The sequence below is a fragment of the Pseudomonas sp. F3-2 genome (assembly GCF_038804275.1).
GTDB lineage: Bacteria > Pseudomonadota > Gammaproteobacteria > Pseudomonadales > Pseudomonadaceae > Aquipseudomonas.
On the sequence record NZ_CP152388.1, the window covers coordinates 5,377,628 to 5,397,027 of the forward strand.

Genomic DNA, 19,400 nt, shown 5'->3' on the forward strand with positions numbered 1-19,400 from the left:
GCAAACGACAAGCTGATCGCGGGTGGTTTCAGCTTACCGTTTGCCGCCTGAAACTCGTTACTTCCGTGAAGCGGCCGCCTTGACGCTGCGCTGGCGCATGGCTTCGAACAGGCAGACGCCGGTCGCCACCGACACATTGAGGCTGCTGACACTGCCTGCCATTGGCAGACGGACCAGATAATCACAATGTTCGCGGGTCAGTCGGCGCATGCCCTTACCCTCGGCGCCCATGATCATGATGGTCGGGCCGGTCAAGTCCTGCTGATACAGTTCCTGTTCGGCCTCACCGGCCGTGCCAACGACCCACAGACCGCGCTGTTGAAGTTTCTCAAGCGTACGCGCGAGGTTGGTCACCGCGACCAGCGGAATCACTTCCGCTGCACCGCAAGCGACTTTGCGCACCGTTGGCGTCAGCGTCGCGGACTTGTCCTTGGGCACGATCACCGCCAGCGCACCGGCCGCATCGGCGGTGCGCAGGCAGGCGCCGAGGTTATGCGGATCGGTGACACCGTCCAGCACCAGAATCAAAGGCGCGCCTTCCGTGCGATCCAGCAACTCGTCCAGCATCGCCTCGCCCCAGACCTGGCTCGGACTTACGTCCGCCACCACGCCCTGGTGAACACCCTCGACCCAAGCGTCCATCTCACGACGCTCGGCCTGCCCGACGGAAACCCGATTCTGGGCAGCCAGATCAATCAAGACCTGAACCCGTGGATCGCTGCGCCCCTCAGCCAGCCAGATCTGCTTGACCCGCTTGGGATGGTGACGCAACAACGCTTCTACAGCATGCACGCCGTAGATTTTTTCCAACGCACTCATGACTTGGCCTTAGGTTTGCGCACCCCACCGCTCTTCGCGGCAGGCGCCGAGCCCGATTTCGGCGGACCCTTACGATGTTTGCTCGGTTTTGCCGTCTTGCCTGCCGGAGCGGAATCACTCCTTGCCGGCTTTCCCGACGATGCCTTGCTACCGCCCTTAGCTTCTGCCAACAAAGCTTTTTTCAGTTCCCGACTCTTACGGACTTCAGCGTTTTTCGCGGCGGCATCACTGGGGCGGTAGGCCTCGACGACCGGTTCCTTGTTGGCACTGCGGCGACTCGGACGGGACGCGGTGGCCTTTTCCTTTTCTTTCTCTTTGGGCTGCTGGGCGGCAACCGGTTCAGCCGCTTTGCGCTTGCGACCGACCGGAGCGCTAGTCGTCTTCTCGGACATCTCGAAGTCGATCTTGCGCTCGTCCAGGTCAACCCGCATGACGCGCACTTCGACCGTATCTCCCAGTCGGAAGCTACGACCGCTGCGTTCGCCTGCCAGACGATGATGAACCGGATCGAAATGGTAGTAGTCCCCCGGCAATGCCGTGACGTGGACCAGACCCTCGACGTAGATGTCAGTCAGCTCGACGAACAGGCCGAAGCCGGTCACAGCCGTGATCACGCCCGGGAACGACTCGCCCACGCGGTCCTTCATGAACTCGCACTTGAGCCAGTTCACGACATCACGAGTGGCCTCGTCGGCACGGCGTTCACTCATCGAGCACTGCTCGCCCAATTGCTCGAGCACCGCCTCGTCGTAAGGATAAATGCGCGCTTTCGGAATGGTCGCAGCGCCTGCGCGGCGAACATGCGGCGTTTCCTGCTTGGAGCGAATCACGCTGCGAATCGCGCGGTGAGTCAGCAAGTCCGGATAACGACGAATCGGCGAAGTGAAGTGGGTATACGCCTCGTAATTCAGGCCGAAGTGGCCGTTATTGTCCGAGCTGTACACTGCCTGACTCAACGAGCGCAGCATGACGGTCTGGATCAGGTGGTAATCCGGACGATCCTTGATGGTTTCAAGCAGCGCCTGATAATCCTTGGGCGTCGGACCGTCTTTGCCTTTGTGCAGCGACAAGCCCAGTTCGCCAAGGAACGCGCGAAGTTTTTCCAGACGCTCAGGCGGCGGACCATCGTGAACGCGATAGAGGGCCGGAATTTCATGCTTCTTGAGGAATTCGGCAGTCGCCACGTTCGCCGCCAGCATGCACTCTTCGATCAGCTTGTGGGCATCGTTGCGTGTGGTTGGACGGATTTCGGCAATCTTGCGCTCGGACCCGAAAATGATCCGGGTTTCCTGGGTTTCGAAGTCGATTGCGCCGCGAGTGTGACGAGCGCCCAACAGCACCTTGTACAGCGCATACAGCTGTTTGAGATCGGGCACGACCTCGCTGTACTCACCGCGAAGCTGCTTGGCTTCGGTCGTTTTCGGGTGTTCGAGAATCGAGCTGACCTTGTTGTAGGTCAGGCGCGCATGGGAGTGGATGACCGCCTCGTAGAACACGTAATCGGTCATTTCGCCGGTCTTGGAGATGGTCATCTCACAGACCATCGCCAGACGATCGACGTGCGGGTTCAGCGAGCAAAGACCGTTCGACAGCTGCTCTGGCAACATCGGCACCACGCGCTCGGGGAAGTACACCGAGTTGCCGCGCACCTGGGATTCGGCGTCCAGCGCCGAGCCGATCTTCACGTAGCTGGAGACGTCGGCAATTGCCACGTAAAGCTTCCAGCCACCGGAGAACAGGCGCAACTTGCCCGGTTTGGCTTCGCAATAAACGGCGTCGTCAAAATCGCGGGCGTCTTCGCCATCGATCGTGACGAAAGGCAAATGGCGCAGATCGACGCGATGCTCTTTGTCTTTCTCTTCGACTTCCGGCTTGAGCCTGGCGGCCTCTTTGAGCACAGCCTCAGGCCAGACGTGAGGAATGTCGTAGGTACGCAGCGCGACATCGATTTCCATGCCCGGCGCCATGTAGTTACCCACGACTTCGACCACATCGCCTTGCGGCTGGAAGCGTGGCGTTGGCCAGTGGGTGATTTTCACTTCGACGAACTGGCCGATCTTCGCGTCGGCATTGCGGCCGGGCGTCACCAGCACTTCCTGCTGGATTTTCGGATTGTCCGGCACGACGAAACCGATCCCGCTCTCTTCGAAATAGCGGCCGACCACGGTTTCGTGGGCACGGGAGATGACCTCGACAATGACGCCTTCGCGGCGACCACGGCGATCCAGGCCCGAAACACGCGCGAGCGCACGGTCACCGTCGAACACCAGACGCATCTGGGCGGGGCTCATGAACAGGTCGTCGGAGCCGTCGTCCGGCACCAGGAATCCGAAGCCGTCACGGTGACCACTGATGCGGCCCAGGATCAGATCGAGCTTGTCGACAGGGGCGTAAGTGCCGCGGCGCGTATAGATCAGCTGAGCATCGCGCTCCATGGCGCGAAGACGGCGGCGCAAGGCCTCGATCTGATCTTCAGTCGTCAGGCCAAATTCTTCCACCAACTGCTCGCGGGCCGCAGGGGATCCGCGCTCGGAAAGGTGCGCCAGAATCAGCTCACGACTAGGAATGGGGTTTTCGTATTTTTCCGCTTCACGAGCGGCCTCGGGATCGAGGGACTGCCAATCGGCCATTAGAATGAGTTCACCTTATCTGTATGCAATTAGTTTGGCATATACCAGATTGAAACGCGAAGACAGCGTTTGCTGAGACATTTCGCTATTTCAAAAAAAATTTCACCTCGGGGGTTTACAGCCCCCAAACTCATCCGTAAGATGCGCCCCACAACGACGGCACTGCCACGTTGTAGTTGAAAATCAGACGGCTTTTTGAAAAATTAGTCGAATGAAATCAACGCCTTGCCCAGATGGTGAAATTGGTAGACACGCCAGCTTCAGGTGCTGGTGACCTTACGGTCGTGGAAGTTCGAGTCTTCTTCTGGGCACCAATTCAACGAAACCGAGCCAAGTGCTCGGTTTTGTGCTTTTTGCGGTTTGAAAACCTGTCACCGCTGAAAAACAGCCCTGAGCGTAGATCAGTTCCTCTTCTCTGTCCTCAACAGCAATCGAATGCCATGGGCGTGACCTCCTCATTGGAGACACAGGCCTGCCTGCTCGGGCCATCCTAAAACTCCGCTCCAAACACTCAACCTGCAACGCTCGATCGATATTTCGAAAAATTCAGTTGCATTGAAACGAAAAATCTAATTAAATCAGCGCCATGCCCAGGTGGTGAAATTGGTAGACACGCCAGCTTCAGGTGCTGGTGACCTTACGGTCGTGGAAGTTCGAGTCTTCTCCTGGGCACCAAATCAAACGAAACCGAGCCAAGTGCTCGGTTTTGTGCTTTCTGGGGTTCGTAATTTCACAGCCGACGCTCGCCTCATCTGCAGGCCGAGCGTGCTCGCGATCGCCCTGCACCCAGCCTGATGCATTGCGATTGCGAGCAAACTTACGTTTGCACTCAGTCGATCAAAACCGGATCAGGCACGGAACTGCCCCAAGCTCGCTTTCAGCTGTGCCGCCAGTTTGTCCAGCGTCTTGCCACTCGCCGTCGTCTCGACAACTGCCTGCGCCGCTTTCTCGGCCTGGGCATGGATCACTTCCACGCGCCCTCTCACCGCTTGCGCCCCCTTGGCCTGATGCTCAGCCGCTCGCGTCGCCAGCCCGATGGCGGCATGCACCTGCTCGACCGAAGCCTGAACCGTTTGCTGCAGCCGCGCACTGTCACGCAGCACGGCCAGCCCTTCCTTGGCCTGACGACCCGCAAGTCCAATGGTCGCGACCGCCTCTTTCGCGCCAGACTGCAGCTTGGCGATGTGTTCCTGAATGTCACCGGTCGAGCTTTGCGTCTTGCTGGCCAACGCGCGGACCTCATCGGCTACCACGGCGAACCCGCGCCCGGTCTCGCCCGCTCGAGCCGCTTCAATCGCTGCGTTGAGCGCCAGCAAGTTGGTCTGCTCAGCGATGCCATGAATCACTTCGAGCACCACCTCGATCTGCTCGCTCTGTTGCGCCAGGCGCTCAATGACCTGCGCCCCGGTTTCGACCTGACCGGCCAGCGCCTCGATCAAATTGCCGACCTGATTGGAGGTGCGCGTGTTCTCGTCCGTCGCCTGACGAATATCGATCACCTGACGCAAAGCCGCTTGCATGGCCTGGCTTTCCGCTTGTGCTTCGTCGGCCATCTGCGACAGCGCCTGAAGACTCGCCGCCACTTCGTCCCGTTGCAGCTCGGCAGCGGCATCAGCTCCGGCATTGCGCTTGCTCATCGCACCGATCTCTACGCCCGTCTGCTGAGCGACGTCGCCCGCCTCTCGCACGATCGGTTGCAGCTTATCGACGAAGCGGTTGACCGCTGCCGCCATCTCACCAATTTCGTCGTTGCTGTTGAGCTTCACACGTTTGGTCAGATCACCCTCACCGGCGGCCAGATCATCCAGCGCGCGGTTGAGCAATTGCAGTCGCAGCACCACTCGGCGCCCGAGAACGATCGCCAGCGCAATCAACACACCCAAGCCCACCAGCGCCAGACCGACGCCGATTCTCCAACGCAACGTCGAGGCCGCCTCCTGCACCGCCGAACCGGTATTGGTCGCCATCGCCGAAGCGGACGACTGCGCGTTTTGCAGGCGCGAACGCAACGCTGCCGAGCTTTCAGTCGCGGCCCCACCCAGACTGTCGGAAACCAATTGCTCGCCACTGCCGATCAACGCCGTGAAGCGCTTGTCCAGAGCTGCGAGGTTGTCTTCCACAGCACGGGTCGAGACGCCCATGCGCACTTTGCCGATTTCCACGCCGTTGGGGCTGATGGACGCTTCGACGTAGTAAACGGAAGGATCTTTTTGCGCAGCGTTCAGGACCTTGTCCATCGCCCGATCGCCCTCGCCTTTGGCCAGGAGCGCCTTGATCGATTCGTTCTCACGATTGAGGTAACGGGTGAGGTGTTCGCCCTGCGCGTCGTCGTAGACGACAAACAGCACGTTAGGATTGCGTTGAGCGCGCCGGGCAAATTCCGACAATGTCGGAGTGTCCCCATCCCACATCGCGCGCGGGGCGACGGCAGCAAGAAGCTCGGCCATGTCGGTCGCCGAATCCTTCAAGTCCTTTTCCAGCGTCGTACGCAACTGACCCTGCTCGTCCTTCAGACGGGCGGAAAGGCCTGCGCTCAATCGCTGACGCGTATTGCGCGATAAACCTTCCAGACTGGATGTTACGTCGCGGCTCGCCTGCTCCAGTTCCCCGGACAAGTGTTGCGAATCTACACTCAGGCGCGTAGCCAGATCGGCTTCAAGCGCAGTGACAGTGCTCCGGGTAAGGGCGACCGCCACCAGCACCTGCACCAAAAGGGCAATGCCGAGGGCAATGAATACGGGCCGCAGCAAGCGGCTGCGCAGAAGAGAAAGAACGGCCGACACAGGAGATCCCCCCACAACGAACGCCATTAAAATGATGGCATCTTTTATGACGGTATTTACAGCAAGGGTCGTGCCGTTGTGCTGATGGATATCAAGCGGGCAAAACAAAGGGCCGCCTGAGCGACCCTTCGTTTGTATTTCAACGACTTATCAAGCGAATGGGTGACGCAGAACGATGGTCTCGTTGCGATCCGGGCCCGTCGAAATAATGTCGATCGGTGCGCCGACCAGCTCTTCCAGGCGCTTGATGTAGGCGCGAGCGTTGGCAGGCAGCTCTTCCAGGGTCTTGGCGCCCAGGGTCGATTCCGACCAGCCCGGCACCTGCTCGTAGACAGGCTCCAGACCAATGTAACTGTCGGCATCGGTCGGAGCATCGATCACAGCACCGTTTTCGTTCTTGTAACCCACACAGATGTTGATGGTTTCAAGACCGTCCAGCACGTCCAGCTTGGTCAGGCAGATGCCCGAGATGCTGTTGACGTCGATGGCGCGACGCAGAATGACGGCGTCGAACCAGCCGCAACGACGGGCACGGCCGGTGGTCGCACCGAACTCGTGGCCACGCTTGGCCAGGAAGGCACCCACGTCGTCGAACAGTTCGGTCGGGAACGGACCGGAACCGACGCGAGTGGTGTAAGCCTTGGTGATGCCCAGGATGTAGTCGATGAACATCGGGCCCACACCGGAACCGGTAGCGATACCGCCAGCCGTGGTGTTGGAGCTGGTGACGTACGGGTAGGTACCGTGGTCGATGTCCAGCAGCGAACCTTGAGCGCCTTCGAACATGATGTCTTTGCCGGCGCGACGCATTTCATGCAGCGCAGCGGTGACGTCGAGCATCATCGGCTTGAGCAGTTCGGCGTATTCCATGCACTCGTCGAGCGTCTTCTGGAAGTCGACCGCAGGCTCTTTGTAGTAATTGACCAGTACGAAGTTGTGGTAATCCAGCAGCTCGCCCAGCTTGGCGGCGAAGCGCTCGCGATGGAACAGATCACCGATGCGCAGGCCGCGGCGTGCAACCTTGTCTTCGTAAGCCGGGCCAATGCCACGACCGGTGGTGCCGATCTTGTGCTCGCCACGAGCTTTCTCACGCGCCTGATCCAGTGCGACGTGGTAGGACAGGATCAGCGGGCAGGAAGGGCTGATGCGCAGACGCTCGCGCACAGGGATGCCCTTCTCTTCGAGCTTGTTGATTTCACGCATGAGTGCGTCAGGCGCCACGACCACACCGTTACCGATCAGGCACTGCACGCCTTCGCGCAGCACACCGGACGGAATCAGGTGCAGAACGGTTTTCTCGCCATCGATCACCAGGGTGTGACCGGCGTTGTGGCCGCCTTGATAGCGAACTACCGCGGTAGCATGTTCGGTCAGCAGATCAACGATCTTGCCTTTGCCCTCATCACCCCATTGGGTGCCCAGGACTACGACATTCTTACCCATAACACTTGTCCTCATTCACGCAAACTGGTGCCGGCTGCCGCCGACTGGAAAACTCAAGAGGCCAGCGGCATTACCTGCCAAAGCTCGCCGTGCTGAATCAATTGCCGATCACAGTCGGCTTCTTTCGCTGCCTGAACCTGCTGGCCCGGCAATGCCTGGACGACGCGCTGACCTTCGCCGCGCAGCTGACAGACTTTCTGCCAGAGCGCCGCATCGGTACTGTCGGGCATCCAGATACCGCCAGACGGTAACTCGATCTCTGCCCGCCCCAGCGTGACCAGGGTCTTCAGATCGGTGGAAAAGCCCGTCGCCGGACGCGCGCGCCCGAAGTCCGCACCGATGTCATCATAGCGACCACCTTGTGCGATCGACTGACCGACACCCGGCACAAATACCGCAAACACTACGCCCGTATGGTAGTGGTAGCCGCGCAACTCACCCAGGTCGAAGTACAACGGTAGCTCAGGAAAACGCGCCGACAGACGTTCGGCGATTTCCAGCAGATCATCCAGCGCTTCGAGCACCGGCCCAGGCGCCGCTGCCAGACGCTCGCGCGCCTGCACCAGCACTTCACGGCCGCCACACAGGCCGACCAGCGAACGCAGCATGCCGGCCAGATCCGCCGAGAGACCTTCGGTCAGGGCGATGACTTCATCGATGGCCTTGCGCTGGAGCGCATCGAACAGTTGCTGCTCGACCTCGCCGGACAAGCCTGCCGCACGGGCCAGACCTCGATAGATGCCGACATGCCCCAGATCCATGTGGACGTCGGGCACGTCCGCCAGTTGCAACATTGCCAGCATCAGGCTGATGACTTCGACGTCGCTGCTCGGGCTTGCATCGCCATACAACTCGGCGCCCAGCTGAATCGGGCTGCGCGAGGATGACAGTGCACGTGGTTGCGCGTGCAGCACGCTGCCGGCATAGCACAGACGACTCGGACCTTCGCGACGCAGCGTGTGCGCGTCGATGCGGGCGACCTGCGGCGTGATGTCCGCCCGGAAACCCATCTGCCGACCCGATTGCGGATCGACCACTTTAAAGGTGCGCAGATCCAGATCCTGGCCAGCACCTGTGAGCAGTGATTCGAGGTATTCGATGTGCGGGGTCACGACGAACTCGTAGCCCCAGCTTTGAAACAGATCCAACACCTGACGACGCGCCACTTCTATGCGCGCAGCTTCCGGCGGCAGTACTTCTTCGATGCCATCCGGCAGCAGCCAGCGGTCAACCGTTGCCATTACGCCTTTCCCCTATGATCCGGGCAGCCAACCCCTCGGGGCGAGCCTTGAGTGAAGCAGACAGCATTCTGCGGGCGCCAGACCGGAAACAACCCAACGCCTTGTGCGCCGCAGCTTTGCGAACACTGTCCTCGAAAAAACTGCCGCGCACGAATCACGCCACGGCCAATCAATCGTGTAGACGCAAAAAAGCCGGGAATTTCCCGGCTGCCGCATCATACACACGTTTTAGCGCGCGATCACCCCGCCGGGCAGTTTTGCCGCCCGGCGGAGCCATCGTTCGCGGGTCGCGATTACGGCTTGGCTTTCTCCAGATAGCGGAAAAACTCGCTGCCCGGATCGAGCACCATCACATCGCTCTTGTTGGCAAAGCTTTCGCGGTAGGCGCGCAGGCTGCGATAGAACGCGTAGAACTCCTGGTCCTGACCATAGGCCTTCGAGTAGATCGCGGCGGCTTGTGCATCACCGTCACCGCGCGCCTCTTCGGACTCGCGATAGGCTTCAGCCAGCAGCACACGACGTTGACGATCGGCATCGGCACGTATGCCTTCAGCCAGCTCGTTACCCTTGGCGCGATGCTCACGCGCCTCACGCTCACGCTCGGTGCTCATGCGCTCGAACACGCTGCGGTTCACTTCCTTCGGCAGATCGATAGCCTTGACCCGGACGTCAATGACCTCGATGCCCAGCTCTTTCCCGGCCATCGTATTCAGCGAAGCGGTGATATCGGCCATCAATGCGTCACGCTCACCCGACACCACTTCGTGCAGGGTGCGCTTGCCGAACTGGTCACGCAGACCGGATTCAAGACGGCGCGACAGACGCTCATCGGCGATTTGCTTCAGGCCCGATGTCGCGGTGTAGAAACGCTCAGCGTCCTTCACGCGCCATTTGGCATAGGCATCGACCATCACCGCTTTCTTTTCCAGCGTCAGGAAACGCTGAGTCGGTGCATCGAGGGTCAGCAGGCGGCCGTCGAACTTGCGCACCTGGTTCACGTAAGGAATCTTCACGTGCAGGCCCGGTGGAACATCGGCCTGAACCACTCGACCGAACTGCAGCAAAACTGCCCGCTCGGTCTGGGCAACGATATAGAAGCTGTTCCACGCAACGACTGCCAGCACGACACAGACGATCAGGGCGACCAGAGATTTATTGCTCATCAGCGAGTCTCCCTAGTGCGCGTGTCGCGTTGCTGTTGCATGTCCGCGGCCCGAGAGCCCGGATCGACTACGGTCGCTGCTGCGCCGGTAGACGGAGCAGAGCCAGTGCGGCTGCTTTCGATCATTTTGTCCAATGGCAGGTAAAGCAGGTTGTTCTGACCCTTGTCGCCGGTCACGAGCACCTTGCTTGTGTTGCTGAAGACTTCTTGCATGGTGTCCAGATACAGACGCTCGCGAGTGACTTCAGGAGCCTTGCGATACTCGGAGACAAGCTTGGTGAAGCGGTCCGCCTCACCCTTGGCACGCGACACCACTTCATCGCGGTAACCGTTGGCGTCCTCGACAATGCGCTGAGCCTGACCACGAGCCTCTGGAATCACACCGTTGGCGTAGGTTTCGGCCTGGTTGCGCGAGCGTTGCTCGTCTTCACGGGCACGGATCACGTCATCGAACGCTTCCTGAACTTCACGCGGCGCCGCAGCGCTCTGTACGTTCACCTGGGTCACGGTGATGCCGGTGCGATACGTATCGAGGAAACGCTGCAAGCGCTCCTTGATCTCGCTGGCCATCAATTCACGACCTTCGGTGAGCACCTGATCCATTGCGGTAGAGCCGACAACGTGGCGCAGTGCACTTTCAGTTGCATGCTGCAGACTGACTTCAGGCTGATCCACGTTCAGCACGAAATCCTGCAGATTGGTGATCTTGTACTGCACGGTCAGAGGCACCTCGACGATGTTTTCGTCTTCGGTCAGCATCTGGCCCTGCTTGCTGTACGCACGTTCGCGCGTCACGTTTTCGAGATACTTGCGATCAAATGGCGGGAAATAGATGTTCAGACCCGAACCGACCGTTTCGTAGTATTTGCCGAAGCGCAGGACAACGGCCTGCTCCTGCTCGTCGACCACGTAAATTGCGTTGTAGAGCCAGATCGCGAGCAGCACGACCAGACCGATGCCGAGCAGGCCAAAGCCACCGCCCTTGCCCGAACCGCCGCCACTGCCGCCGCCGTCACCACTGCGTTTCTTGCCACCACCGAACAACCCATTCAGGCTTTCCTGCAGCTTTCGGAAGGCCTCGTCGAGATCTGGTGGCCCCTTGCGGTCGCCGCCCTTGCGCTTGCCACCCCAAGGATCCTGATTATTCGAGTTGCCACCCGGCTCATTCCAAGCCATAGCGCTCTCCATCTGATAAAGCAAAGACGCGCCCGCGGCGCGCCGACCAATGCTACAGAATGCCCGTCAAAGCAGCACAACCGCTTTTTCAGGCTTTTATTGCAAAGTGTGTTGCTCGATGAATTCCAGCGGCTGCAGTCCTTCGCGACTCACCAGGCGATTGAGTTCAACTCGGGGTAAACGCACAGCCAACAGGCTCTGGCCTTCTTCATCATGCTCTTCGCTCTGTACCGCACCCAACTGGAAAAACTGGGCGCGCAACCGGGCGAAGCGTTGCGACAGGCGCAAAGTTCCAACGAACAGGTCGTTGCCCAGCAGCTCGGCAATCGCTTGCCGAAGCAGATCCAGACCACGACCGTCACGAGCAGAAACCCAGACCCGTTGCGGCTTGCCATCGGCATCGCGTTGTATCTGGGGCTCGACCCCTTCGAGCAAATCGAGTTTGTTATACACCTCGAGCATCGGCAAGTCCTGGGCACCGATCTCGCCCAGCACCACCATCACCTGCTCAATCTGCTCCATGCGCTCAGGCTCGTGAGAGTCGATGACATGCAGCAGCAGATCCGAATTGCTCGACTCTTCGAGCGTAGCCCGAAAGGCCTCGACCAGCTTGTGCGGCAGATGGCGGATGAAACCCACCGTGTCCGCGAGTACGATCGGGCCAAGGTCGTTGAGCTCGAGGCGACGCAGGGTCGGGTCGAGCGTTGCGAACAGTTGGTCAGCAGCGTAGACGTCAGAATCGGTGACCGCATTGAAGAGGGTCGATTTGCCGGCGTTGGTATAACCGACGATGGAAACAGTGGGAATATCGGCCCGTGAACGACCGCGACGCGCCTGATCACGCTGGCTGCGGACTTTCTCAAGCCTGCCTTTGATCTGACGCAGACGAACCCGCAACAGACGACGGTCCGTTTCCAGCTGAGTTTCACCCGGTCCACGCAGGCCGATACCGCCGCCCTGACGCTCAAGGTGAGTCCAGCCACGAACCAGACGGGTACTCATGTGCTCAAGCTGAGCCAGTTCGACTTGCAGCTTGCCTTCGTGAGTGCGCGCGCGCTGGGCGAAGATGTCGAGAATCAGGCCCGTACGGTCAAGCACGCGACACTCGAATACTCGCTCGAGGTTGCGTTCCTGACTGGGTGTAAGGACGTGATTGAAAATGACGATATCCGATTTTTCGGCTTTGACCAGATCGCGCAGTTCCTGGACCTTGCCGCTGCCTACCAGATATTTGGCCGTTGGCCGATGCCGTGGCACGTTTACGAATGCGACGATATCGGCGCCTGCCGAAAGAGCCAGTTCCCGGAACTCCTGCGGATCTTCGCGCGCCTCAGGGTCCTGACCATCCAAGTGAACGAGGATGGCCCGTTCACCACCACCGTGGCGCTCAAAGAACAAAGCAGACTCCTATCAGGCGTTACCTGGCTCTGCGTCAGCCTGGTCGGATTCGGACGCGCTAGGCAGACGAATAGGACGAACCGGAACGACGGTGGAGATGGCGTGCTTGTAAACCATCTGGCTGACAGTGTTCTTCAGCAAGATCACGAACTGGTCGAAGGACTCGATGGTGCCTTGCAGCTTGATGCCGTTTACCAGATAAATCGAAACCCCAACCTTTTCTTTACGCAAAGTGTTCAGGTAAGGGTCTTGTAGCGAATGCCCTTTTGACATGTGCCGCACTCCTTTAAGGATCAATAGAATAAATTCGAAAACATTGGCTTGGGCCGTTACCCCCCAAGGATAGACGGCTATTGCAAGGACTCAGCTCAATATGGAGACCGATCCCAGGTATTTCAAGGCGCGTGGCAGATTGTCGCAAGCCAGGCTGTCCAACCAGTGTAAATCTTCCCAGCTTCGCAACCAGGTGAACTGTCTCTTGGCCAACTGGCGCGTGGCGATGATGCCGCGTTCCTGCATCTGGTCATGGGTCAGTTTGCCGTCCAGATAGTCCCAGACCTGGCGATACCCTACAGCTCTTATAGACGGTAAATCCGAGTGAAGGTCCCCTCTCGAACGCAGCGCTATAACTTCTTCCACGAATCCCTCATCGAGCATTTGCCTGAAACGAAGAGCGATCCGGTCATGCAACACCTTGCGATCCGTCGGTGCTATCGCGAGATTTGCGACAGTATAGGGCAATTGATGACGCCCCGAAGCGCTAGCTTGAGCAGTTTGCGCACTTTGTTGCTCGCGATGTGCGGTCATGCTCATCCCGCTGACCCGATAAACTTCCAGCGCCCGAACCAGACGCTGCGGATCATTGGGATGAATTCTGGCCGCCGACACCGGATCGATGCTCGCCAGCTCATCGTGCAACGCCTGCCAGCCACGACTGGCCGCCTCGGCTTCAAGTTGTGCACGAACCTGAGCGTCAGCTGCCGGCATGTCCGCCAGGCCTTCCAATAGAGCTTTGAAATACAACATGGTGCCACCGACCAGCAGAGGAATTTTTCCTCGAGCGGTGATTTCAGCCATCGCCTGCAGAGCATCACTGCGAAAGTCTGCGGCCGAATAACTCTGCGACGGGTCGAGGATATCGATCAGCCGATGTGGATACTTGTCCAAAAGCGCTTTTGAAGGCTTTGCCGTGCCGATGTCCATGCCGCGATAAACGAGCGCGGAATCGACGCTGATCAACTCGCAGGGCAGCACTTTGGTCAGCTCGATGGCCAGGTCGGTCTTGCCAGCGGCAGTCGGCCCCATCAAAAAGATGGCCGGAGGAAGAGCACTCATCAGCGACCGCGCAGAAATAGTTTGTCGAGGTCGTCCAGGCCCAATTGGGTCCAGGTCGGTCGTCCATGGTTGCACTGACCACTTCGCTCGGTGTTTTCCATGTCGCGCAGCAGGCCGTTCATTTCCGGAATCGCCAGACGCCGGTTGGCCCGCACGGCGCCATGGCACGCCATCGTTCCCAGCAGCTCGTTCATGTGAGCCTGAACCCGGTCACTGGTGCCGTATTCCATCAGGTCAGCGAGAACGTCGTGCACCAGCCGGTTTGCCTCGGCCTGCTTCAACAACGCCGGGATCTGCCGGATCGCCAGGCTCTCGGGACCGAGACGCTGCAATTCGAAACCCAGCTGCTGGAAGGTGGCCATGTGTTCTTCAGCGCAATCGGCCTCACGCTGACTGACGGCGATGGACTCGGGCACCAGCAGCGGCTGCCCGCTCAAGCCTTCGCTGGCCATCGCGATTTTCAGGCGCTCGTACATGATCCGCTCGTGGGCGGCGTGCATGTCGACCAGCACAAGGCCGTGGGCGTTTTCAGCAAGGATATAGATGCCTTTGAGCTGCGCGAGCGCGTAGCCAAGGGGCGGGATATCGCCCTGAGACTCAGGCAGATCAACGCGCGTCCCGGGCTCGGGGTTGGCCGGAGTACCCGGCAATGGCGCAAAAAACGTGCTGTAGGCGGCGCGCGCCTCTTCGGCCGGCAACACCGACGCCGGACGCGGCGTGTACTGATATTGATAACCGGCGCCACTGCCTGAGCTGCTTGCTCCAGCGGGTGGATTCCAGGCCGGACCTTGCGGGGTCTCGAGCACATTATTGGCCAGACGCATTTCGCCCTGTGGGCCGAACTCACCCGCTTCTGGCCCGCTGGGGCGCACAAGCGCAGTGACCGACGTGGTCCCCGCCAGTTGATCCTCGGGGCGCACGTCGCCCAGCGCACGGTGCAACGTCCCGTAAAGGAAATCGTGAACCATGCGGCCGTCACGGAAGCGGACTTCGTGCTTGGTGGGGTGAACGTTGACGTCGACGACGGCTGGATCGACCTCGAAAAAGAGCACGAAGGTCGGGTGGCGCCCGTTGAACAGCACATCGCGATAGGCCTGACGCACCGCGTGGGCAACCAGCTTGTCTCGCACGGCCCGGCCGTTGACGAAGAAATACTGCAAGTCCGCCTGACTTCTGGAGAACGTCGGCAAACCGACCCAGCCCCAGAGTTTCAGGCCGTTGCGTTCAACCTCGATTGGCAGCGCCTGCTCAAGAAATCCCGGCCCGCACACTGCCGACACACGTCTGGCGCGGGCAACGTCATCACGGGCCTCGTGCAGGCTGAGAATGGTCTTGCCGTTGTGGCGCAGGTGAAAAGCCACATCGAAGCGCGCCAGCGCCATGCGCTTGATCACTTCCTGCAAATGATCGAATTCGGTCTTCTCAGCCTTGAGAAACTTGCGCCGCGCGGGTGTGTTGAAAAACAGATCGCGCACTTCCACCGACGTGCCCACCGGGTGCGCGGCTGGCTGGACGCGGGAAGCCATGTCGCGGCCTTCGGTCTCCACCTGCCAGGCTTGATCGGCGTCACGGGTGCGCGAGGTCAGTGTCAGGCGGGCTACGGAACTGATCGACGCCAGCGCCTCGCCGCGAAATCCGAGGCTCATGACACGCTCGAGGTCTTCGAGCTCGCGAATCTTGCTGGTGGCGTGCCGCGCGAGGGCCAGTGGCAGATCGTCCGCCGAAATGCCGCCGCCGTCGTCGCGCACGCGCAACAGCTTGATACCCGCCTGCTCAACGTCGACATCAATGCGTCGCGCACCGGAGTCCAGACTGTTTTCCAGCAGTTCTTTGATGACCGATGCCGGACGCTCGACCACTTCACCGGCAGCGATCTGGTTGGCAAGCCTTGGGCTGAGCAATTGAATACGCGCAGCTTCGGCCGCATTGTCGGCACCGGAGGAAACCTCGAAGCCCTGATCGTCCAGCAGCAGGTCGGTCATGGCTCACCCGCCAGTTCTGCGCTCGGAATCTTCAGTTGCTGCCCGACTTTCAATTCGTCCGAACCCAGATTGTTGGCGTTGCGCAGCGCCGCCATGCTCATGTCGTAACGCACGGCAATCATGCTCAGCGATTCGCCGGAGCGGACCGTGTGCTCGCGCGGCCCCATCGCCAGCTTGCCGTTGTCTCGCAGCCACGCGATGTAGGTGCCTTGCGGAGGATTCTGCTGGAAGAACTGCTTCACGCCTGCGGTGATCGAGCGGGCCAGCGCCTGCTGGTGACTCGTCCCCTCGAGCTTGTTGGCCTCGGCGGCGTTGGAAATAAAACCGGTCTCGACCAGGATCGACGGAATGTCAGGGGACTTCAGCACCATGAACCCTGCTTGCTCCACCCGGGACTTGTGCAGCGAAGTGACGCGGCCGATGTTGGTCAGCACTTTCTGCCCGACATTGAGGCTGGAGGTCAGCGAAGCGGTCATGGACAGGTCCAGCAACACGCCGGCAAGCATGCGGTCCTTGTCATCCAGGCTCACAGCGCCAGCACCGCCGATCAAGTCGGAACGGTTTTCACTGTCGGCCAGCCAGCGGGCGGTCTCGGACGTTGCGCCGCGCTCGGAGAGGGCAAAGACCGAGGCGCCGAACGCTGCAGAAGACGGCGCGGCGTCGGCGTGAATCGAGACGAACAGGTCGGCACCTTTGGCGCGGGCGATCTCAGTGCGTTTGCGCAACGGAATGAAGTAGTCGCCAGTGCGGGTCAGCTCAGCGCGATAGCCTTTCTCGGCGTTGATCTGACGCTGCAATTCTTTGGCGATCGCCAGCACGACGTTCTTTTCTTTCTGACCACGACCGCCGGAGGCGCCCGGATCTTCACCGCCGTGGCCGGCGTCGACCACGACTACGATGTCGCGCTTGCCATTCGGCACTGGAGGCAGCTTGATTTCCGGCTTGGACGGGCTGACCGGCACGGCTGGTGTCGCCGGCGCCGCCGTGGCAGGCGTGTCGGCAACGGTCGGCGTCGGGTTGGCATCGGCCGGATTGTCATACAGATCGACCACCAGGCGATTGCCGTACTGCTGGTTCGGGGCCAGCGTGAAGCTTTTCGGAGTCACGGCTTTCTTGAGGTCGATAACCACGCGCAGGTCGTCAGGCGTACGCTGGGCGGAGCGCATGCTGGTAATCGGGGTGTTGGCGGTCGGAATGTTGAGCGAACCACCCAGCATGGCGCCGTTGATGTCGATGACCAGACGATCCGGGGACTGGAGCGTGAAAACACTGTGCTGGACCGGGCCAGACAGGTCGAACACCAGTCGAGTGTTATCCGGAGCGCGCCATAAGCGGACACTTCGTACCTGTGTAGCGGCCAACGCGTCGACAGCCAATGTCGTCAGCAACAGTCCTATCACAGTAACCAGCGCGCGCATGCGCATACCTAACCCCATATCTATTTGATTTCCAAAGCCAAAGCGGCACACCACTTCTCGCCGCGCGAGCTTTTCGGGCTTAAGGTCAGCGCTCGACCTTCCGCGTGCGGCCTAATGGTAATGATCAGGTCAGGCTTTGGCAAAAAGCCTGCACCCAAATCAGGCCACTCGATCAAGCAAAGCGCTTCTCCTTCGAAGTAGTCGCGTATGCCGAGGAATTCTAGCTCTTCTGGATCAACAAGTCGGTAAAGATCAAAGTGATACGCGCGATTTCTCCCGATTTCGTAAGGTTCTACAAGCGTGAAGGTCGGGCTTTTTACCGCGCCAACGTGACCCAAGCCGCGGATGATTCCGCGCGATAACGTCGTCTTGCCAGCCCCCAGATCGCCCTCAAGAAAAATAATCCCATTGCTTTCAGTGACTTGGGCGATTCGCGCACCAAAGTGGGTCATGGCCTCTTCACCGATCAGGTGCAGGGTTAACTCAGACACGGTTGTTGCTCCTCCAGAAGCTGACGAATAACAGGAATCAGATCAGCGGCAGCCAGCCCGCGCCCGCTCGCTCCGCACTTTTCTCCGGCCAGCGCATGAAGCCAGACGGCCAGACACGCGGCGTCGAACGGGGCCATTTTTTGCGCCAGCAATGCCCCGATCACCCCGGCCAGAACGTCACCCAGCCCGCCTGTCGCCATCGCCGGATGCCCGTGATCGGCCAACGCGAGTCGTCCGTCCGGGCTGGCGATCAGACTGCCGCTGCCTTTGAGCACGCAGACCGCATTGAATTTCCTGGCCAGCGCCTTCGCCGCCGCGGGGCGATCACTCTGAATTTCCCTGGTGCTCACGCCTAACAAGCGCGCAGCTTCGCCGGGATGAGGCGTGATCACACAGTTTTCTGGCAGCTTCACCTGTCCGGACGCGAGCTGGTTCAAGGCGTCAGCGTCCCAGACTTGCGGCCGATCGGCATTGGCGGCGGCAGAAAGAAGCGCCCGCCCCCAACTGTGTTGCCCAAGGCCAGGGCCGACCACCAGAACGGACGCCGGCTCGATCAACCCGTGAAGCTGGTTGGCTGAGCTGACGCCTGCGCTCATTACTTCAGGGAAGCGTGCCAGGGCGGCAGTGATGTGCTCAGGCCGGGTTGCCAGCGTGACCATGCCTGCACCACAACGCAGGGTGCTTTCAGTGCTCAGTAACGCCGCACCGCCAAAACCCAGATCGCCGCCGATCACCAGAACACGCCCGTACATGCCTTTGTGCGCAGTGCGCGGGCGCGCATCGAGTTTCGGTAGATTGAACGTGTCCAGCCGCGTGACGGAGGCCTGCGCCTGCGCAACGACATCGGCGTTCGCTTGCAGATCATCGAATACCAGCTCACCGACCACATCCGGCGCATCGCCCGTGAACAGCCCGATCTTGAGACCGATGAATGTCACGGTGAGGTCAGCGCTTACCGCCTGACCCAGCAACCTGCCGGTGTCGGCACACAATCCGGACGGGATATCCACCGCCATGACAGGCAGACCGCAGTCATTAATGGCCTGGATCGCCTCGCTGTACGGCGAACGAATGTCCCCCTTGAGCCCGGTCCCGAGCAGCGCATCGACGACAATCCCGATAAGCGCCTGCTGCTGCCAGCGCTTGATGTCGACGCCTGCTGCTCGCGCTTCTTTATAAGCAGACTCGGCATCGCCGCTCAGCGCCGAAACATCGCCTACTGCCAGCACACTGACCTGCCAGCCGGCTCGCTGGGCCAAAGCAGCAATCAGATAGCCGTCACCGGCGTTGTTGCCATGCCCTGCCATCACGGTTAGTTGCCTGGCATCCGGCCATTGCCGGCGCAGTGCACGCCAGGCGGCATGGGCGGCACGCTGCATCAGCTCGAATCCGGGCGTGCCGGCGGCGATCAGGCGCGCATCGAGGTCGCGCACCTGCGCGGCGCTGTACAGTGCGTCGGGAAATGGGGGTTTGCTGTGCAACATGCGTCTTTGAGCTCCGATGTCTGGCAGAATTATACGCA

The 19,400-nt window shown here is 60.2% G+C and carries 14 protein-coding genes and 2 tRNA genes; 2 read left to right on the top strand and 14 right to left on the bottom strand.

From position 1 onward, the window contains the following. Nucleotides 1-57 precede the first annotated feature (57 nt). Both rlmB and rnr read right to left on the bottom strand, forming a co-directional pair. Entirely contained in the window at nt 58-819 is a 762-nt protein-coding gene (gene rlmB / locus AAGQ88_RS24105; RefSeq protein WP_093465024.1) for a 23S rRNA (guanosine(2251)-2'-O)-methyltransferase RlmB, read from the bottom strand. Then, nucleotides 816-3,449: a ribonuclease R gene (rnr, locus tag AAGQ88_RS24110; RefSeq protein WP_342653803.1), complete on the bottom strand. Its 2,634-nt coding sequence runs from the start codon at nt 3,447-3,449 to the stop codon at nt 816-818. Before rnr ends, rlmB begins: the two co-directional genes overlap by 4 nt. Before the next feature lie 227 nt (nt 3,450-3,676). Between rnr and AAGQ88_RS24115 the strand changes: the two genes are divergently transcribed. Both AAGQ88_RS24115 and AAGQ88_RS24120 read left to right on the top strand, forming a co-directional pair. Continuing rightward, nucleotides 3,677-3,763, top strand: a tRNA-Leu gene (locus AAGQ88_RS24115). A gap of 274 nt (nt 3,764-4,037) precedes the next feature. Next, nucleotides 4,038-4,124: transfer RNA gene (locus tag AAGQ88_RS24120), tRNA-Leu, on the top strand. A 173-nt stretch (nt 4,125-4,297) separates the two neighbouring features. Here the strand turns inward: AAGQ88_RS24120 and AAGQ88_RS24125 are convergent. The 12 genes from AAGQ88_RS24125 to AAGQ88_RS24180 all read right to left on the bottom strand — a co-directional run bounded on the left by AAGQ88_RS24125 (nt 4,298) and on the right by AAGQ88_RS24180 (nt 19,362). Beyond that, nucleotides 4,298-6,232, bottom strand: coding sequence for a methyl-accepting chemotaxis protein (locus AAGQ88_RS24125; RefSeq protein WP_285424092.1), 1,935 nt, complete (start codon nt 6,230-6,232; stop codon nt 4,298-4,300). Between the two features lie 150 nt (nt 6,233-6,382). Next, nucleotides 6,383-7,675 (bottom strand): adenylosuccinate synthase, encoded by a 1,293-nt coding sequence (locus AAGQ88_RS24130; RefSeq protein ID WP_093465033.1) that lies wholly within the window; start codon nt 7,673-7,675, stop codon nt 6,383-6,385. A gap of 53 nt (nt 7,676-7,728) precedes the next feature. Then, nucleotides 7,729-8,916 (bottom strand): ATP phosphoribosyltransferase regulatory subunit, encoded by a 1,188-nt coding sequence (locus tag AAGQ88_RS24135; protein ID WP_285424091.1) that lies wholly within the window; start codon nt 8,914-8,916, stop codon nt 7,729-7,731. Nucleotides 8,917-9,209: 293 nt separating this feature from the next. Further along, nucleotides 9,210-10,079 carry a protease modulator HflC gene (gene hflC, locus AAGQ88_RS24140; protein WP_093465039.1) on the bottom strand — a complete coding sequence of 290 codons (870 nt, stop codon included), beginning with the start codon at nt 10,077-10,079 and terminating at the stop codon, nt 9,210-9,212. Further along, entirely contained in the window at nt 10,079-11,254 is a 1,176-nt protein-coding gene (hflK, locus tag AAGQ88_RS24145; protein ID WP_093465041.1) for an FtsH protease activity modulator HflK, read from the bottom strand. Before hflK ends, hflC begins: the two co-directional genes overlap by 1 nt. 96 nt (nt 11,255-11,350) lie before the next feature. Further along, nucleotides 11,351-12,652 carry a ribosome rescue GTPase HflX gene (hflX, locus tag AAGQ88_RS24150; RefSeq protein WP_342653804.1) on the bottom strand — a complete coding sequence of 434 codons (1,302 nt, stop codon included), beginning with the start codon at nt 12,650-12,652 and terminating at the stop codon, nt 11,351-11,353. A 12-nt stretch (nt 12,653-12,664) separates the two neighbouring features. Then, nucleotides 12,665-12,925, bottom strand: a complete 261-nt coding sequence (hfq, locus tag AAGQ88_RS24155) for an RNA chaperone Hfq (protein WP_093465047.1) — start codon at nt 12,923-12,925, stop codon at nt 12,665-12,667. A 90-nt stretch (nt 12,926-13,015) separates the two neighbouring features. Next, nucleotides 13,016-13,987 (bottom strand): tRNA (adenosine(37)-N6)-dimethylallyltransferase MiaA, encoded by a 972-nt coding sequence (gene miaA, locus AAGQ88_RS24160; protein WP_342653805.1) that lies wholly within the window; start codon nt 13,985-13,987, stop codon nt 13,016-13,018. Continuing rightward, the gene (gene mutL, locus AAGQ88_RS24165) at nt 13,987-15,969 is read right to left on the bottom strand and encodes a DNA mismatch repair endonuclease MutL (protein ID WP_342653806.1); all 1,983 of its coding nucleotides are present in this window, start codon (nt 15,967-15,969) and stop codon (nt 13,987-13,989) included. Before mutL ends, miaA begins: the two co-directional genes overlap by 1 nt. Further along, nucleotides 15,966-17,405, bottom strand: a complete 1,440-nt coding sequence (locus tag AAGQ88_RS24170) for an N-acetylmuramoyl-L-alanine amidase (protein WP_342653807.1) — start codon at nt 17,403-17,405, stop codon at nt 15,966-15,968. The genes mutL and AAGQ88_RS24170 overlap by 4 nt, the downstream gene beginning before the upstream one ends. A 2-nt stretch (nt 17,406-17,407) precedes the next feature. Further along, on the bottom strand, nt 17,408-17,878 hold the full coding sequence (gene tsaE, locus AAGQ88_RS24175; protein WP_285424086.1) for a tRNA (adenosine(37)-N6)-threonylcarbamoyltransferase complex ATPase subunit type 1 TsaE: 471 nt from the start codon (nt 17,876-17,878) through the stop codon (nt 17,408-17,410). Further along, entirely contained in the window at nt 17,866-19,362 is a 1,497-nt protein-coding gene (locus tag AAGQ88_RS24180) for an NAD(P)H-hydrate dehydratase (RefSeq protein WP_342653808.1), read from the bottom strand. The genes tsaE and AAGQ88_RS24180 overlap by 13 nt, the downstream gene beginning before the upstream one ends. Between the last annotated feature and the right edge of the window lie 38 nt (nt 19,363-19,400).

What these genes read in the sequence shown, in the direction of transcription:
- miaA (WP_342653805.1), bottom strand. Translation starts at nt 13,987, where the DNA reads ATGAGTGCTCTTCCTCCGGCCATCTTTTTGATGGGGCCGACTGCCGCT.
- rnr (WP_342653803.1), bottom strand. Translation starts at nt 3,449, where the DNA reads ATGGCCGATTGGCAGTCCCTCGATCCCGAGGCCGCTCGTGAAGCGGAA.
- hflC (WP_093465039.1), bottom strand. Translation starts at nt 10,079, where the DNA reads ATGAGCAATAAATCTCTGGTCGCCCTGATCGTCTGTGTCGTGCTGGCA.
- AAGQ88_RS24180 (WP_342653808.1), bottom strand. Translation starts at nt 19,362, where the DNA reads ATGTTGCACAGCAAACCCCCATTTCCCGACGCACTGTACAGCGCCGCG.
- AAGQ88_RS24170 (WP_342653807.1), bottom strand. Translation starts at nt 17,405, where the DNA reads ATGGGGTTAGGTATGCGCATGCGCGCGCTGGTTACTGTGATAGGACTG.
- hflK (WP_093465041.1), bottom strand. Translation starts at nt 11,254, where the DNA reads ATGGCTTGGAATGAGCCGGGTGGCAACTCGAATAATCAGGATCCTTGG.
- mutL (WP_342653806.1), bottom strand. Translation starts at nt 15,969, where the DNA reads ATGACCGACCTGCTGCTGGACGATCAGGGCTTCGAGGTTTCCTCCGGT.
- hfq (WP_093465047.1), bottom strand. Translation starts at nt 12,925, where the DNA reads ATGTCAAAAGGGCATTCGCTACAAGACCCTTACCTGAACACTTTGCGT.
- AAGQ88_RS24130 (WP_093465033.1), bottom strand. Translation starts at nt 7,675, where the DNA reads ATGGGTAAGAATGTCGTAGTCCTGGGCACCCAATGGGGTGATGAGGGC.
- AAGQ88_RS24135 (WP_285424091.1), bottom strand. Translation starts at nt 8,916, where the DNA reads ATGGCAACGGTTGACCGCTGGCTGCTGCCGGATGGCATCGAAGAAGTA.
- rlmB (WP_093465024.1), bottom strand. Translation starts at nt 819, where the DNA reads ATGAGTGCGTTGGAAAAAATCTACGGCGTGCATGCTGTAGAAGCGTTG.